Raw genomic sequence first — 14,217 nt, forward strand, 5'->3', positions numbered from 1 at the left:
TAGTTAAACGGAATGTAAACCGGGAAAAGAATGGGCTCTTTTCATGAAAATGATCCTCATTCGATAAGGATTCGCGTGTTACTCCGAATACTTCTAAGGGCAAACAAAAAAAAGCGACAGCACAGAAACACCTTCTGCACTGCCACTTTATCCTTTATCTAAACGGGAAACCTCTTCGCCAACAAGCTGCCGCTGGACTTGACTCTTCTTCGTCAACAGCTAAGCCTTCGGCCACTTATACAAGCGTGATTAAAGGTCTTCCCCATCCTGATCCATCGTATATTTCAACTGCATGATGATATTTTGTTCGTGATCTCCAAACTGGCGACCGAACAGATTCAGTCCTCCTTGATTGACGGCATCGGGCTTAATGCCGATACGCAGCCGCAATTTGGGACTCTCGGAAAGATTCAGCTCAGCCAATGTAACACCCGACACTTTCTCCATATCCAGCGTCGTCTTCTCATGATCGACCCGCCAAGTCTTGAGAAACCCGTACTGCGTTGCCCAATCATACCACCAATTCGGGTTCAGCTTGCCGCGCCGATCCCCGAAATCGCCGGGGCTTGTCCACATGCCGATTTCCACGCCATTGACCCACACGGAAATATTCGAAGGCCAGTTATGATCATAATTGGGCGCCTCGGAACACATCTCCATGGACAATTCAAGCGATTCGATGCGAGCTCCGGCCGGAATATCCATCGGCATCAAATATTCCAAATATCCCTTGCGCAGCCAGATGATCTGGGCATTAACATGCTTGGGATGGTAAAAGCTCGCCGGCTCGTCTTCCTTTATGATATACCCGTCGGCATTCGCCATTCCGCATGTCGGCGATACTTCGCAATCGCTGTAATGGCCAATCGGCATCTCTACTTCATAGACATGCGTTACTCCTTTGGGTACCGAGTTTCTCAAATTCAACGCAATATGAATATCATCATAATTCCGGCTGCAGACCTTCATGGCCCCACGTGACGCCGGAAGCAATTCTGTATTAATTAACTCAGCCGCTTCCAACACTTTGATATTGCTCGCTACCGTCGAAACGGGGAGTTTGAGCTTCTCGGCGATTTCAATGATATTCAAGTTCTTGGAATTCAAGAGCCTTAGAATATCAACCCGAGAACGTGTTGACAAGGCATGGGCTACCGTGACCAATCTTTCCGGGTCGTTAAAACCAAGTTCCAGCACAAATCTGCTCTCCTTTAAACATATTCATTACAATAATTTTACTTCTTAATGAAATGAAAAACAATCATACTGGAAAGGCTTACACCAGCCATTTTCCTGCCTCTTGACATAAGGATCATATAGCCGGACAAGCAAACCATGACTTTCATAGCCAGAAATGGCCTCCGGGAGAACCGGAAGCCATCCATGATCAAGCTAACAACTCTTTATTTATCGGCCCACTATGCCATCGGCTGTGTCCTAATTCGCAGGCTTGATGTCAAAAAAGTCGATTTCTCCGTATCCCTCGCCTTTTGAAAAACGTATCGTGTTCACGCCGGCCTTCAACTGAATCCGCGCCGTGGACAGTCCCCAGTTCTCCCATCCTTTATTCGTGATATGGAACTTGCTCGCCGTACCGGCATTTACGCTGAGCATGAGATGGGACCAATTCCCCCCGGCTGTCCCGTTCGCCGTGCGGGCGAGCAGAATGTATTCGCCTGCCGACGCGGCATGAACCGTGAATTCCACATAACTCTCCGGCGTATCGATATGCCCGGCCTTCATGCCTCCCGAGCCGTTAGGGCTCTGAGATGCATAGGCGATACCGCCGAATGTCCCTTCCTCGCCTTCGTAACGGATATGCGCTGCTTCGCCGGAAGGCAAGGTTATCGGAGCATTCGGATTCACCGGGACGCCGAGATTTGGCGTGTTGTCGGCATGCCACGTGAATTTCTGCATTCGAACCTCGCGGTTCCACCCGGCATTATTGTATTTGGCGACATGATAGAGTATCCAGTCCTCCGTACCGTCGGGCGACTTGGTGAACGAATGATGACCCGGTCCGTACAAACCGTTACCGGACTTGAATATAGGCTGGCTGCGTTTGCTCCATGATGCCGGATTCAGCAGATCGCTGGTTGCGCTGGCCGTGATGAGGCCCAGGCAATAGTCATTCGTCCAGCTTCCGCTTGCCGAGTATACCAGATTGATGAGACCGTTTCGCACAATCACCTGAGGCCCTTCGTTTACGTGCGGGGAATGATTCGTTTCCCAGCTGTGGGTAGGCCTTGCGATTTCAACGCGATTCGAATCGATCGTCCAGGGATTGCTCATGCGGGCGATATACAAATTCTGCCGGACGTTGGTGTCGCCTTCCCAGCCGGACCATATAAAATACAGCTGACCGCCTGTTTGCAGCACCGTGCCGTCAATCGCCCATTTGTTCGTCGGGTCCGTAATCTGGCCTTTGTACTGCCAGGTTCCCTGCGTCGGGTCCGCCGACGTGTTCTCCATGACATACATGCGGTGGTTGACGTTATCCCCGTCATCCTTGGCATAGTAGATATACCAGGCGCCATCGATGTAATGCAATTCCGGAGCCCAGATGTTGCAGCAGCCCGTTTCCACGACCCTCGTCGGAGCTGCATCAATCGTCGTAAGCTGTGCGGACTTCCATATGGTCACATTTCCGCCGGTCGTTTTTGTGAAGTAGTAAAAGCCGTCGGTGTGTTTATATACCCATGGATCCGCGCCCTCCTGCATGACCACGTTGTAGAAGTTATTTTGAAGTGTAGCCGCATGTGTCGCCTGACCCATAGGAAGAATAAGGAATGCGCATATCGTGAGCAATAATTTATTCCGGTAATTCACCTTCATCCTTCGTCACGTTCCTTTCGGATAATATGCAATCATACACCATGCAGAAATGTAAACACCGCCTACTTCGATAACGGTCATGATAACGGCTCAATCTTCAATCGCGGCCTTACGGGAATTGATGCGGCGAATCACGTCGGGATCGAATTTTGGACGTCTGTCATAGGTATACAATCCGTTCACTTCCTGCTCCACGTCGTACAGCTGGGTATAACAAAAACCGAACATCATCGGATGATCCAGCAGCACATTCGTTAAGCCCGCATAACGCGTTAGAAACGCTTCTTCGGATGTCGGTCTGTCGCCGTACCCCCAGGACTTCTCGTCTTTTTGGTCCGGATTCCACCATATGCCGCCATATTCGCTGATGAAATAAGGCTGGCCTTCATACTGCTGCCGATTCGGGAAGCTATTGTACACCTCTCCGCCGTTCTTCATCGGCTCATATCGCTGCTTGAACGTCTCCGGGTTCTGGTCGTAATCATGGATATCGAAAATATCCGTCACGACATGGAAGTTGCCGCTCGTATCAATCACGGGACGCGTCGGGTCCATTTTCTTCGTGACTTCGTATACAATGCGCAGTACGTCGTTATTTTGCTTGGCGCCGTCCCGGTCCCACGTCTCGTTGAAGGGACACCAGCCGATAAGGGCCGGATGATTGAAATCGCGCTCCATCCCTTCGAGCCATTCCGGCAGAAAATGGGACAATCCCTCCGCCGTGGTAATGTCGAGCCCCCAATTGGCATGCTCTCCCCATACCAGATACCCTAACCGGTCAGCCCAATACAGAAAGCGCGGTTCGAACATCTTCTCGTGAAGCCTTGCGCCGTTAAAGCCGAGTCCCATCGAAATTTCGATATCTTTGCGGAGATCCTCATCGCTTGGCGCAGTGTAGACCCCATCCGGATAGAAGCCTTGATCCAGCACAAGTCGTTGAAATACGGATTTGCCGTTGATGCGGAAGGCCATTCCGTCCAGCATGACGGTTCGGAGCCCGAAATAGGATTGGACGGTGTCGCACACCTGATCCTGTCCTTGCAGGGATAATTCCAGATCGTACAGCCTGGCCTGACCCACCTCCCACAAGTGAACCTCCGATAATGGAATGGTAAGTTTGACGTACGGCCCGGATACGACGGCACTCGCATTCCCTACCGCTTTCCCTTCATACAGGGCGGATGCGGTCAGTTTATGGCCTGCTGCGTTCCCGTTGATCTTAATCTCGAGGTGGGCACAGCCATTATCCGGGTCACCCACCAGCTTCATGTCGGACATATAGACCCGCGGCACTTGCTCCAGCCATACCGTCTGCCAAATCCCCGTCGTACGGGTATAATCGCAGCCATGCGAGTGGAAGCGTCCGCTTTGTTTCCCACGCGGCTGGCGTCCGGAACGGACGTCATCCTCCGCACAGACGGTAATCACGTTCTTGCCCGGTGTTACATGCGAGGTGATATCTAAGCTAAAGGGCGTATATCCCCCGCGATGCGATCCTACGGATACACCGTTTACCCATACTTCCGCCTCGTAATCCACAGCCCCGAAGTGAAGCAGGATGCTGCCTTCCCATGCTTCAGGCACGGTAAAATCCCGCTTATACCATACGGCTGCCATGAAATCCTTATATTCAACGCCGGACAGCTTGCTTTCGGGGCAGAAAGGAACGGTGATCGTTCCGGACAGATCATGTCCCGGCTCATGGAATCCGCGCTCCTTCCCGCTTTTCCCATGATCGATTTCGAATTGCCAAGAACCGTTCAGATTGATCCAGTCGGGTCTTACCCATTGCGGACGGGGGTACTCCGGACGCGGCAGTGTTAATTCAGTCATGTTTAACTCCTTCATTATGTTTAATTTGTCGGCTTGCCCGGCAATCGCCTGCGGCTTTTAGCCTCGACTTTCCTTCACATACAGCCTGCTGGTCTCTTCCCAGATTTCATTCGGTTCAAGGCTGAAACATCCGATCTCTTCAGCTTCCATGTCCATATTCGGTGCATTGACCAGATTGATCTGCGGCTCAGGGCAAAAGAAACCCTCGGTCGCTTCGTTGTTCCAGATCATCCATTGTTTGTAGGAGGTGCCTACGTCATAAACCAGCGTCAACTTTTTTGCTCCATCGGTAAGCTCCATCCGGTTACGTCCGTTTTGGGCCACAGCGGTATAATGATTGTCCATGCTTTCGAAGAAGGGATAAACGCCTGCCCCCTGCATGGCCTGCTCGTTCGCCGACAGCTCCTGGTGGGAGCCGGTGGGCAGCATTCGACCATCCAGCTCCCATCGCTTCCCGACGGTCAGCTTTAAGCGGTAATCCCGGGCGTCGCCTCCCTCGGTAAATGGCGCGTTAACGGACGTATGAAACGCCAGCAGACACGGCATGGCTTCTTGGCCTGTATTGGTGATCGTTACCCGCTGGGATAGCCCCTGCTCGCTTAATCCGTACCGAAGCTGAATATGGAACCGGAACGGGAAGCTCCGAAATACCGGATGCCGTTCATCCACGCGGACAGACACCGTCACATAAGCTTCCTGCCCGGAATGCCCGTATTCATCAACCTCCCATGGAATATTGTACAGAAATCCATGTAGATGATGACCGGTTGCCTCTTCATTAACCGGCAGCTGATGGATTTTGCCGTTCCACCTGAACCGGCCATCCTGATACCGGTTCGGGGGAAACAACACCGGAATGCCATGGATCATCGGCCTTGCTTTGAAGGCCGACATTTCGTTAAGCGTCGGTTCATGCAGAAACCGGCAGCCCGTATCGAGGTCCCGGAACGATATCAAATTCCCGCCGATATCCGGAAGCATGATAGCCTCATAACTCCCGGCTCTTAAATAAACTGCTTTCTCGTTATGGTATACCCCTTCATAAGCATTCGTCCCGTCCATTTCTCCGCCTCCTATTGTCCCGTCATGATGCTGCGTATGGTTTCAAGCGGCGCTTTGGGCTTGCGGTCATACGTCAGCAAGCCGTTGATCTCCTGCTCGACATCCGTCAGCTGCGTGTAGCAGTATCCCTGGATCACCGGGGAAGAGAACATGGGATCCACTACGGCCTTGAGCCGGATCAGGAAATCCTCCTCGTTCTCGGCTCCGGAATATCCCCAGCCTTCCCAATCGCTTTTCTTGAAGGCAATGCCGCCAAACTCCGACACCAGGATGGGTTGGCCTTCATAGGAAGCACCACCGACGAATATCCTCCGGTTGGCCGGCATGGCTTCCACCGCCGATGCTGCTGTCGCATACCGCTTCTCCAGCACGTCCTGGCGGCTCTCGTAGTCATGAATAGTGACCAGGTCCGTGGTCATATGCTCCCATCCATCGTTATAAACAACCGGCCTGCTATCGTCCAAAGACTTCGTTAAATGATACATCGCAAGCCCATGCTGCTGCTGACGCTTATCCAGCTGAACATTCGGAACTCCCCAGCTCTCATTGAGCGGAACCCAGGTTACGATGCAAGGATGGTTATAATCCCGCTCGATGATCTCCTGCCATTCCGCTGTGAAGCGGCGAACATACGACTCGGAATATTCATATGCGTTGGCCGCCTCGCTCCATAACAGCAAGCCGAGCTTGTCGCACCAGTACAGGAACCTGGGGTCCTCCGTCTTCTGGTGCTTTCTCACGCCGTTGAATCCCATTTCCTTCGCCAGCTCCACATCGCGCTTCAAAGCCTCGTCCGACGGCGCCGTTAGAATTCCCTCAGGGAAATACCCCTGGTCCAGCACCAGCCTTTGGAAATACGGACGGTTATTCAGGCATAGCTTGCCGTTCTCGATCGATACCTTCCGCATCCCGAAATAGCTGGATACTAGATCGACGACGTTCTCATCCTGAACAAGGCGGAATTCGATTGTATACAGGTTCGGATGCTCAGGGCTCCACAGGCGTCCCAGACCATGATCCGTAAAATCACTCAAACCGATGGACCGCAGCTGCTCCGTGTCCCGGATTGCATATTGATCTTCGGCAACTTGTTCACCCTTATACGATACGGTGATCTGCAGCTTGAGATTCTCCATCGACTTGTAACCCTCAAGGAAGGTCCGGATGCGTATTTCGTTCCGGTCAATGTCGGGTGTCATCCTTATTTTGCTCAGATGTACCGGGGATACCGGCTCCAGCCACACGCTCTGCCAGATGCCGGTCGTACGGGTATAGAAAATGCTTGCCGAATGCTCAAGCCAGTACTGTTTGCCTCGCGGCAGGGTGACGTCGCGGCTGAAATCCTCCGCCCGCAGCACGATCGTGTTGCTTCCTTCCGCGAGCGCGGCCGTAATGTCCGCCTGGAACGGCGTATGCCCGCCTTCATGCATCGCCACTAAATGCCCGTTTACCCACACTTTGGCGAAATAATCCACGGCGCCGAAATGAAGCATAATCCGCTTCCCGTTCCAGTCCTGCGGCACGTCGAACGTTCTGCGGTACCATACCACATCATGAAAGGAAGGGTCGCCGATGCCGCTCAGCTTGCTTTGGAACGTAAAGGGTACGTTGATTTTCCGCGTGAAGGAAGCCTTCGCTTCCACCCGATGCCACCCTGCATCCTCGCCGATGGCTTCATCATCAAAACTGAAATCCCATTCGCCATTGAGGGGTAACCACTCTTTGCGCTGAAACTGGGGTCTCGGATATTCATTGCGAATCGTTTGTGTCTTGCTAACTTCTGTCGTCAAGATGCAACTCACTCCTAATGATTCAGTCTCTCTATGTGCTCGTTTGAACGTCTAGCCTTTGATCGAACCCACATAAACGCCTTTCACGAAATACTTCTGCAGGAACGGATACACCATTAATATAGGCACCGTCGAAACCACGATCGCGCAATATTTAACCAGCTCCCGGAACGCGGTCGAGCTCTGGGCGCTGTTAATAACGACTCCGCCCGCGCTGCCGATCGTGGTGGCCGTCGAATCATTGGCAACCAGGATTTCCTTCATTAACAGCTGTAACGGGAACAATTCCCTGTCCTTCAGCAGGACCATCGCGTTAAACCAGGAGTTCCAATTCCCGACCAGATAATACAGGAAGATAACGGCCAGCGTGGCTTTCGACAGCGGCAGGATCACCGTCATCAGAATGTTGGCCTGGCTTGCGCCGTCAATCAATGCCGCTTCTTCCAGCTCTCTCGGAATCGATTGGAATCCGGTTCTTAAAATGATGATGTTCCAAGTGCTTAAAGCGGTCGGCAGAATCATCGCCCACAGATTGTTGTACAAGCCGATGTCCTTCATTAACAGGAACCAGGGTATCAGCCCTCCGCCAAAGAACATCGTGATCGTAATCAGAACCATGATAAAATTCTTGAAATACAAGTCCCGTCTGGAGAGCACGTATGCCCCCAATATCGTCATGACCATATTGACCAAGGTGCCCAGTCCAACATAAATGATCGTATTCATGTACCCCTTCAGCAGGCTGTTGTCTTTGAACACCAGCTTGTAACCGTCGAGCGTGAATCCCAGCGGCTTTAACAAAACCCCTTTATGTGCCATCAAGGCGCTGGGATCGCTGACGGAGGCAAACAAGATATGCAGTATGGGATAAAAACATACCAACGTTAAGGCGGTTAACAGCGTATAGTTCGTGAAGTCGAATACGCGGTCTCCTATGCTTTTATGCTTCCTTCTTCGTTTCACTTTGAGTTGCTTGATATCCTCCATAACCTTCCCTCTCTCTTACCATAAGCTGGATTCAGATCTGCGTTTCACGATGGTATTTGTCATCCATAACAGCCCGAAATTCACGATGGAGCTTATTAATCCGACGGCTGTGGAATAACTCAGGCTCGCTTCCCTCAAGCCCCTGCGGTAAACATAGGAAGCGATGACATCCGCCGTATCGTAGATTAAAGGATTATAGAGCAGAATAATTTTCTCGTAGCCGGAAGCCATCAATCCGCCGATTGCAAAGATAAACAGGATGATGATGACCGGACTGATCTGAGGCAGCGTAATGTACCACATTTTTTTCACCCTGCCGACCCCGTCGATATCGGCCGCTTCATATAATGAAGGATCGATGGAGCTCATCGCGGCCAAGTAAATGATGCTGTCCCAGCCGATGCTCTGCCAGATTCCGGAGAAGGTATAAATCGGGCGGAACAAATTGGAGTACCCGAGAAGGGATGAGTAGTCTTTTCCCGTTATGAACGAAAGCAGCTGCGTAACGACCCCTTCATTGGCCGTAAAGATGTGAATGATCCCGCACACAACCACCAGTGAAATAAAATGCGGCATATACGTAATGGTTTGAACGGTCCGCTTAAACTTGGAAGAACGAACTTCATTCAGCAGCAAGGCCAGGATGATCGGTGCCGTAAATCCAAACACGATGCCCCAAACATTCAGCAGGAGCGTATTCTTCACGACTCTCCAAAAATAGGGTCCGGAGAAAAAATCGATGAAATGCTTGAAGCCCACCCAATCGCTGTCCGCGAAGCCCAGTAAAGGCTTGAAATCCTTGAATGCGATCATGACGCCCCACATCGGTCCGTAGCAGAAGATCAAGAACCACGCCACGACGGGAAGGGCCATCAGATAGACAAACCAATTCTTTCTGAGATCTTTTTGAATCAACCGTTTGGTATTCTTGGGCTCCGAGGGCGTCCGAACATGGCCTAGTTCCTTGTTTTTCTGTAATATCTCCATGAATCAACCACCTGTTCTTATTATGAAAACTATCGTTGGTTATACCGATCCAAGGCTGCCTGATGGAGACTTAGGAATTCGTCCAGCCCCATGCTCTGCGCTTCCTTCAAAAATTTATCGTAAGCATCGACCGGCAATTCGCCCATAATGATCTTGGCAAAGTATTCTCCGCGCAGCGTGGACAATTGGTTTCCAAGCTCGGCTTCGCGTGAGGCTTCTTCTTTCGTGAACGTGATCGGCGGCATCGCCATGCTGGTATCCATGTTTTCCGTCCAATCCTTTCGGATATCTCCGGAATAGCTTCCCTTCGCCGAGATCAACGGGTTGGCATTATGCTCATCGCGAATGTTCGGCCAACTGTGCCAGCGGTATTTCCAAAGGGTGACGTCTACCGGCTGACCGTCCGGGTCATTGTAGATGTAACTGTTTTCCGGATAATAAGGCATTCCTTGTTCATCCACTAAATGAACCGTGCCGTACTCGCCGAAGTTAATGAGCTCCCAGCCTTTTTTGCTGAAGTTGAAATCCAGCCATGCCATTGCAGCTTCGACATTTTTGCTCTGAGTCGTGATGGCTGCACCGGTTCCGGTTCTTTTGAAGTTTTTATAGGTGGTTGCGGATTTGTCCCCTTTATTCAGAACAGGATTCAGCGCTCCCACGAAGTCAATATCGTTCTGCACCTTCCAATAGCTCCACATCGTATCCGGGGAGTCCATCATGACGGCCGTATCATCGGATATCGCGCTAGCCATCCGTTGATTGAAATCGGCGGTAGCCCAATCCCGATTCAGCAAGCCTTCCTTATTCCACTGCTGCATGGTCGCGAGATATTCCTTGGCTTTCGGTTGTGCAGGACCCCATGCGACTTTGCCGTTCTCATCCAGGAAGGTCCAGTCCCAGACGCCATATGCGCCATTAATGATGCCGGTAAAAATTTGGCCGTACGTCGATCCGTAATTCAGCGGCGCTTTATATCCGACTTCCTTGGATTTCTTCAGAAATTCATACCATTCGTCTATCGTCGTCGGGACTGGAAGTCCCGTCTTATCCAGCGCTTCCTGCTTGATTAATGTGCCGAACCAGATCCATTCGGAATATGGAGCGATCCCGTAGAAACCCAGCAGCCTGCCATCATCGGTCACGGTCGTTTTTCTTCTCGTTTCGTCCGAGTTGCGCCATGCCGAATAGTTCGGGGCATGCTTTTCCATCAGGTCGGTCAAATCGAGGTAAGCGCCGTCGTTTACCCCCGCTTCCAAGCCTCCCGGATAACGGCCCGGGTCAATGATGATATCCGGCAGCTCGCCAGAGGAGATCATCAAGGTGAAGGCATCCGCTTCCTGCCCGACGGGCGGCGTAATGAAGTTCACTTTAATGCCGGTGAGCTTCTCCACCTGCTTCTGAACCAAGTGATTATTCATATCCGGGATGTTGGAGTTGGCAGGCATCCATACATCCAGCACCACATCGCCTTTGACGGGATAAGCGGAATAATCGCTTGGAATGACTTCGTCAAATACATCACCGAGGTATGTATCATTGAGTGTGCCGTTGACCTCATCGATTTGTTCCTGTGTCGGTGCTTTATTGCCCCGTATGTCCCCGCTGATATCTTCGAACGTCACCTCATTCTTCTCTACGCTTTCCTCTTGGGTTACGGTATTGTCTGGCTCGTCACTTGCCTTGCCGCTGCAAGCGGTTACCGTCGAAATGATCAATATGGATATGAATAACAGAGTGAAATAACGTTTCATCGTTCTGTTCATGCTTAACCTCCCATGATATGAATAATTACGAGCACCCTCCGCATTAGCGCCCCAGAGGATCTATATTCCGTAGTTTTTCAGAGGTGCCGGTTTAAAACTTGCTATCTATCATCCTTCATCTTCGCAGTGTCTAAGCACCCCCAATCCGAAATGCAAATCTTCCTCATGGTCATTCCAATGGATCCCCTTTTTCACATGGTAATTGACGGCATTGCCAACCCCTACACACTCATTTAATACAATTATCCTGTATCTTTAACCGAAGTATAAGTTTATAACATCATTCTGTCAACGCTTTCATACATAAATTCCGTAACTTAATTTATTCATTTTTTAAAATCCGCACTTTTAATTTCGGATATCGGAAACAATCCATAGACTTATAACCCTTATGTAAAAAGGGAGCGCCGTTTTAAATCCACGATTTTCGTTATGGATATGTGTGTCTTACACGTTTTACTCTCATTCGTAATAAACCCCCGTTTATTACAGATAATCTGTAATAAACGGGGGTTTATCGAATTCTATGAATATTCACTTACACCCTTGCAGCATTTGCCGCCCCTTGCCACTATCATCTACTCTTGGATCTTGTTATGAATCCGCATACATTATTCACCGGACGGTTTGGTCAGAGACTCAGACTCGCCGGCGGGTACGCCGAAATCCGGAGTTCCATCCGGCTTCCAGCCGAATTTCTGAATGCGGGTTGATCGCAAGACCGTATCTACTCCAGGCGCTGGAAGCGCATGGTAGACAATCCAGTCCTCCTTGCCATCCGGAGATTGCGTGAAGCTGTTATGGCCGGTAGCATACACCCCGTTTTCCACGCTTTTGCAAAATACAGGCTCCATGGACTTAGTCCAGGAAAGCGGGTCCATCGGATCCGCAGTTTCCTCCATCGTGAGCATCCCCAGCGCATAATCCTCAGACCATGTGGTGCTGGCCGAGTATACCAGGAAGATGCGGCCGTTTCGCTGAAGGACGACAGGTCCTTCGTTAATGGCCATTCCGCCTTGTTTTTCCCAGGATAGGGTCGGGGCAGTAAGTAATACATGATCTCCCGTCAATGTCCAAGGGTTTGTCATGCGCATGATGTATATAGCGGACCCATAATCCGGGAAGTGACCGTACCCGGCATACAGGAAATAAAGCTGATCCCCTATGGACATAACCGTACCATCCAGGCCGGGGACGGGAGTCGGCAGCGCACCCTTCCATTCCCACTCGCCTTCCATCGGATCAGGCTCCCCGTTCTCCAGCACGCATATTTGGCGCGACTCGTCGCCTCCCCCATCATTTGCCGTGAAATAAATGTACCATTTGTTGTCCACATAATGAATTTCCGGCGCCCACAGGTTATGACTATGACGTCCACCGGCTTCCGGAGTCCAGATCGTTTTCTTGCGACCCTCCGCAAGGCCTGTTAAGGTCGCGGATTGCGTCAGCTCCAGATATCCGCGTCTCGTCGACATAAAGTAATAATAGCCGTCCGTATGCTTCCATACCCAAGGATCGGCTGCTTGCTCTACAATCGGATTGTTGAATGTTGGTCCATGCACCATCTTCTTATCCCCCTTATCCCTTGAATTTCCTGGTTCTTGATCAACACTACGGCAATTCAACCCTTGACTCCCTTAAGCTCCCCACACCTCCCGCGAAAAGTTAAACCCAATTTTACTGATGTCTTCCAGCCTTGTCTATACGCAATTTTACGAATATTCATCGCGTTAGATTATGTGACATGTTTAGTTATAGTGAAGTATTGATGGTCTAGCATCTATTACCATCTGGAGAAAATTGACGGCGTTTCGATGCGTTTATTGGAAATTCGCTAGGTGCTGCAAGATCAAAAAAAGCTGATCCCGAAGGATCAGCTTTATCGTGAAATCGATCTCGCCAAACGAAACCCGAGATCCTCAATCCGAAACGTCGGATGGCTTCGGCGGCGGCATGTCGCCCCACTGCCCCTGGCCTCTTCCGCCCAGCTTCCGCCGCGGAATACTCTGTACGAGCCGTATACATCCGGATCGTATACATCCCAGCACCACTCCCACACATTTCCGAGCATATCGTAAAGGCCCCACGCATTCGGACGCTTTGTGCCTACCTCATGCAGGGCTCCCCCGGAATTCCCTTCATACCAAGCGATGTCATCAAGCTCTCCGTAACGATAGCCATCACTCCCGGCTCTGCACGCATATTGCCATTCCGCTTCCGTCGGAAGGCGGTAGCCATCCACCTCCCAGTTACACACGGCACATTCACCTTCGTCCGTGGCCGAATAGCATTCGTCCAGACCCGAGTGTCGAGATAGCACATTACAGAATTCAATCGCATCGTTCCATGATACATCCACGACCGGAGCATGCATGACCTCAGCGAATCCGGTTGACTGTGGCATAAGCGAGAAATATAACGCCTTCGTAACGGGAACCGGTGCAAGCTGAAAAGCGTTCACTTCAACCGCCCAAGAAGATTGGATACGGTCGTCCCTCAATTGAATTTCGCCTGCCGGAATGTTCACCATCGGGTATTCTTTTGGATTAAATCCAGGTGCTGACAATGATCTTCCTCCCGGTTTTCATCTCTTAGTTCACCCTGCTTAACCGTTCAATCCCTTGCTGTTCAGTCGGCAAGAAAAAGAAATCGTTCCCCTTATTGCATTCATATATGAAATCTTGCAAGCTTTGGCTTGGATACACAGAAAAATCACCGATGATCGCAACCTTCACATGATAATTGATATACTTCTGAAGGATTTCGCCTGCAAGGCGGGTCTTCAAATCGAAGAAGGCTTCGCTGAATATCGATTGATTCATTACCATACGATGGCTGCCCGTTTCATATTGCACGGTTGCCATAAGATCCAATGCAGACTGAACATCCTCAATTAATATTTCATTACTGCTAACAACCGCTATCGTTCCTCCATCTGTTTCAATCTTCTCTATATTCAT

General features: G+C 50.7%; 11 protein-coding genes. All 11 read right to left on the bottom strand.

Annotation, left to right across the window (positions count from 1 at the left end):
- Window positions 1–249 precede the first annotated feature (249 nt).
- Window positions 250–1,197 carry an ArsR/SmtB family transcription factor gene (locus ACPV3A_RS03695; RefSeq protein ID WP_071223304.1) on the bottom strand — a complete coding sequence of 316 codons (948 nt, stop codon included), beginning with the start codon at window positions 1,195–1,197 and terminating at the stop codon, window positions 250–252.
- A gap of 240 nt (window positions 1,198–1,437) precedes the next feature.
- On the bottom strand, window positions 1,438–2,835 hold the full coding sequence (locus ACPV3A_RS03700; protein ID WP_426198186.1) for a family 43 glycosylhydrolase: 1,398 nt from the start codon (window positions 2,833–2,835) through the stop codon (window positions 1,438–1,440).
- A 90-nt stretch (window positions 2,836–2,925) separates the two neighbouring features.
- Window positions 2,926–4,668 carry a glycoside hydrolase family 2 protein gene (locus ACPV3A_RS03705; RefSeq protein ID WP_426198187.1) on the bottom strand — a complete coding sequence of 581 codons (1,743 nt, stop codon included), beginning with the start codon at window positions 4,666–4,668 and terminating at the stop codon, window positions 2,926–2,928.
- Window positions 4,669–4,725: 57 nt separating this feature from the next.
- Window positions 4,726–5,730, bottom strand: coding sequence for an aldose 1-epimerase (locus ACPV3A_RS03710; RefSeq protein WP_426198188.1), 1,005 nt, complete (start codon window positions 5,728–5,730; stop codon window positions 4,726–4,728).
- An 11-nt stretch (window positions 5,731–5,741) separates the two neighbouring features.
- Complete coding sequence (locus tag ACPV3A_RS03715; RefSeq protein ID WP_426198189.1) at window positions 5,742–7,520, bottom strand: glycoside hydrolase family 2 protein; 1,779 nt, start codon at window positions 7,518–7,520, stop codon at window positions 5,742–5,744.
- Window positions 7,521–7,571: 51 nt separating this feature from the next.
- Window positions 7,572–8,507 carry a carbohydrate ABC transporter permease gene (locus ACPV3A_RS03720; protein WP_426198190.1) on the bottom strand — a complete coding sequence of 312 codons (936 nt, stop codon included), beginning with the start codon at window positions 8,505–8,507 and terminating at the stop codon, window positions 7,572–7,574.
- Window positions 8,508–8,522: 15 nt separating this feature from the next.
- On the bottom strand, window positions 8,523–9,494 hold the full coding sequence (locus ACPV3A_RS03725) for an ABC transporter permease (RefSeq protein WP_071223310.1): 972 nt from the start codon (window positions 9,492–9,494) through the stop codon (window positions 8,523–8,525).
- 29 nt (window positions 9,495–9,523) lie between these two features.
- Window positions 9,524–11,257 carry an extracellular solute-binding protein gene (locus ACPV3A_RS03730; RefSeq protein WP_339219102.1) on the bottom strand — a complete coding sequence of 578 codons (1,734 nt, stop codon included), beginning with the start codon at window positions 11,255–11,257 and terminating at the stop codon, window positions 9,524–9,526.
- 611 nt (window positions 11,258–11,868) lie between these two features.
- Window positions 11,869–12,822 carry a glycoside hydrolase family 43 protein gene (locus tag ACPV3A_RS03735; protein WP_426198191.1) on the bottom strand — a complete coding sequence of 318 codons (954 nt, stop codon included), beginning with the start codon at window positions 12,820–12,822 and terminating at the stop codon, window positions 11,869–11,871.
- Window positions 12,823–13,136: 314 nt separating this feature from the next.
- Complete coding sequence (locus ACPV3A_RS03740; RefSeq protein ID WP_426198230.1) at window positions 13,137–13,787, bottom strand: formylglycine-generating enzyme family protein; 651 nt, start codon at window positions 13,785–13,787, stop codon at window positions 13,137–13,139.
- A gap of 61 nt (window positions 13,788–13,848) precedes the next feature.
- Window positions 13,849–14,217, bottom strand: a complete 369-nt coding sequence (locus tag ACPV3A_RS03745; RefSeq protein ID WP_426198192.1) for a DUF4180 domain-containing protein — start codon at window positions 14,215–14,217, stop codon at window positions 13,849–13,851.

This window comes from Paenibacillus sp. Dod16 (assembly GCF_049893405.1).
GTDB lineage: Bacteria > Bacillota > Bacilli > Paenibacillales > Paenibacillaceae > Paenibacillus_AQ.